Origin of the sequence: Dietzia sp. Cai40 (genome assembly GCF_014145165.1) — a bacterium.
In the GTDB taxonomy this organism is placed as follows: Bacteria; Actinomycetota; Actinomycetes; order Mycobacteriales; family Mycobacteriaceae; genus Dietzia; species Dietzia natronolimnaea.
In genome coordinates, this window is the sequence record NZ_JAALEB010000339.1 from 1 (window position 1) to 2,161 (window position 2,161).

General features: G+C 71.5%; 1 protein-coding gene. It reads right to left on the reverse strand.

Features of this window, described 5'->3' with window-relative positions:
* The coding region (locus G6022_RS12920) for an Rne/Rng family ribonuclease (RefSeq protein ID WP_241731208.1) at positions 1–2,161 on the reverse strand (2,161 nt) is incomplete at both ends.

Genomic DNA, 2,161 nt, shown 5'->3' on the forward strand with positions numbered 1-2,161 from the left:
GCGGCGGGGTGCGCGGCCGGCGCGGGCCCGTCCTTCCTGGGCGCCTGCCTGGGCGCGGACGACGAGGAGGCCTGGGAGTCGGACTGATCCGAGTCCGATCCCTTGCCGCCGCGCTTGCGGCCGCGGCGGGAGCCGGGCTCGTCGGCGTTGTGCGACTCGGTGTGGACGGGGTCGGCGTGCACGATCAGGCCACGGCCCTGGCAGTGCTCGCAGGGCGTGGAGAACGCCTCGACGAGACCCGTGCCCAGCTTCTTGCGGGTGAGCTGGACCAGCCCCAGCGAGGTGACCTCGGAGACCTGGTGACGGGTGCGGTCGCGCCCCAGTGCCTCGGTGAGCCGCCGCAGCACGAGGTCGCGGTTGGCCTCGAGCACCATGTCGATGAAGTCGATGATCACCATCCCGCCCACGTCGCGCAGGCGCAGCTGGCGGACGATCTCCTCGGCCGCCTCGAGGTTGTTCTTGGTGACGGTCTCCTCGAGGTTGCCACCCGAGCCGGTGTACTTGCCGGTGTTGACGTCGATGACCGTCATGGCCTCGGTGCGGTCGATCACGAGCGAGCCACCGGAGGGCAGCCACACCTTGCGGTCGAGCGCCTTGGCCAGTTGCTCGTCCACGCGGTGGGTGGCAAACACGTCGACGTCGGGGTTGTCGTACCGCTCGAGCCGCTCGGTCATCTCCGGTGCGACCCTCGAGACGTAGTCGTGCACGGTGTCCCACGAGGTGTCGCCCTGGATCACCAGCGACGAGAAGTCCTCGTTGAACAGGTCTCGCACCACCTTGACCAGCAGGTCGGGCTCCTCGTACAGGGCGATCGGTGTGCCGGCACCCGCGGAGGTCCGCTTCGCGGAGGCCTCGGCGATCTCGGTCCACTGGGCGGCCAGTCGTTCGACGTCCCGGCCGATCTCCTCCTCGCTGACCCCCTCTGCCGCGGTCCGGATGATCACGCCCGAGCCCTCGGGGACGACGTCCTTGAGGATCGCCTTGAGTCGACGCCGCTCGGTGTCGGGGAGCTTGCGGGAGATGCCGGTGGAGTTGCCGTCGGGCACGTACACCAGGAACCGACCGGCCAGCGAGATCTGCGTGGTCAGGCGGGCGCCCTTCTGGCCGATGGGATCCTTGGTGACCTGCACCAGGACCATGTCGCCGGGCCTGAGCGCCTGTTCGATCCGCCGGGCCTTACCGCCGAGTCCGGCGGCCTCCCAGTTGACCTCACCGGCGTACAGGACGCCGTTGCGACCGCGGCCGATGTCGACGAACGCGGCCTCCATGCTCGGGAGCACGTTCTGGACGCGGCCGAGGTAGACGTTGCCCACCATGGAGCGCGCGGACTCGGTGGTGACGAAGTGCTCCACCAGCACCTTGTCCTCCAGCACGCCGACCTGGGTCATGATCCCCTTGCCGTCGCCGCGCCTCTTCTCCCGGACCACCATCACGCGGTCGACGGACTCGCGACGGGCGAGGAACTCGGACTCGGAGAGGATGGGCTGGCGGCGGCGCCCGGCATCGCGTCCGTCGCGGCGGCGCTGGCGCTTGGCCTCGAGCCGGGTCGAACCGCTGATGCCCTGGACCTCGTCGTTCGACGAGCCCGAACCGGAGGCCTGTCCCCCACGCGCCGGTCGACGCCGCGGTTCGCGCTGCTCCTGGGCGTCCGTGTCGGTGGAGTCGTCGCCGGAGGCCTGGGTGTCGTCGTTGCCCGAACCCCCTCCACGACGACGACGCCGGCGACGCCGACGCGAGCCGGACGGTGACCCGTCGGAGTCGTCCGAGTCGTCATCCGAGGAGTCGTCCCCCGATCCGGACCGCCCCTCGGCGCGATCGGACGAGTCGGTGTCGGGACGGGAGTCGTCTCCGCCGGAGCCCCCGCCGCCGGACTCGTCCCGGTCGTCCCGGTCGTCGGCGGCGTCGGACCCCTCCGGATCCCCGTCGGCCCGGTCGGTCTCGTTGTTCTGCTCGTCGATGTTCTCGCCACGTCCACGGCCGCGGCCACGACGGCCACGCCGGCGGCGACGCCCACCGCCGTCGCCGGTGTCGGTGACGTCGGAGGCCTCCGTGGGGTCGGTGGCCTCCGTGGAGTCGGTGGCGGCGTCGGAGCGCCCCCGGGTCCGCGAGTCATCCGTGGGCCCGGTGTCAGCAGCGTCGGTCCGGGCTCTGTCGGTCCGGG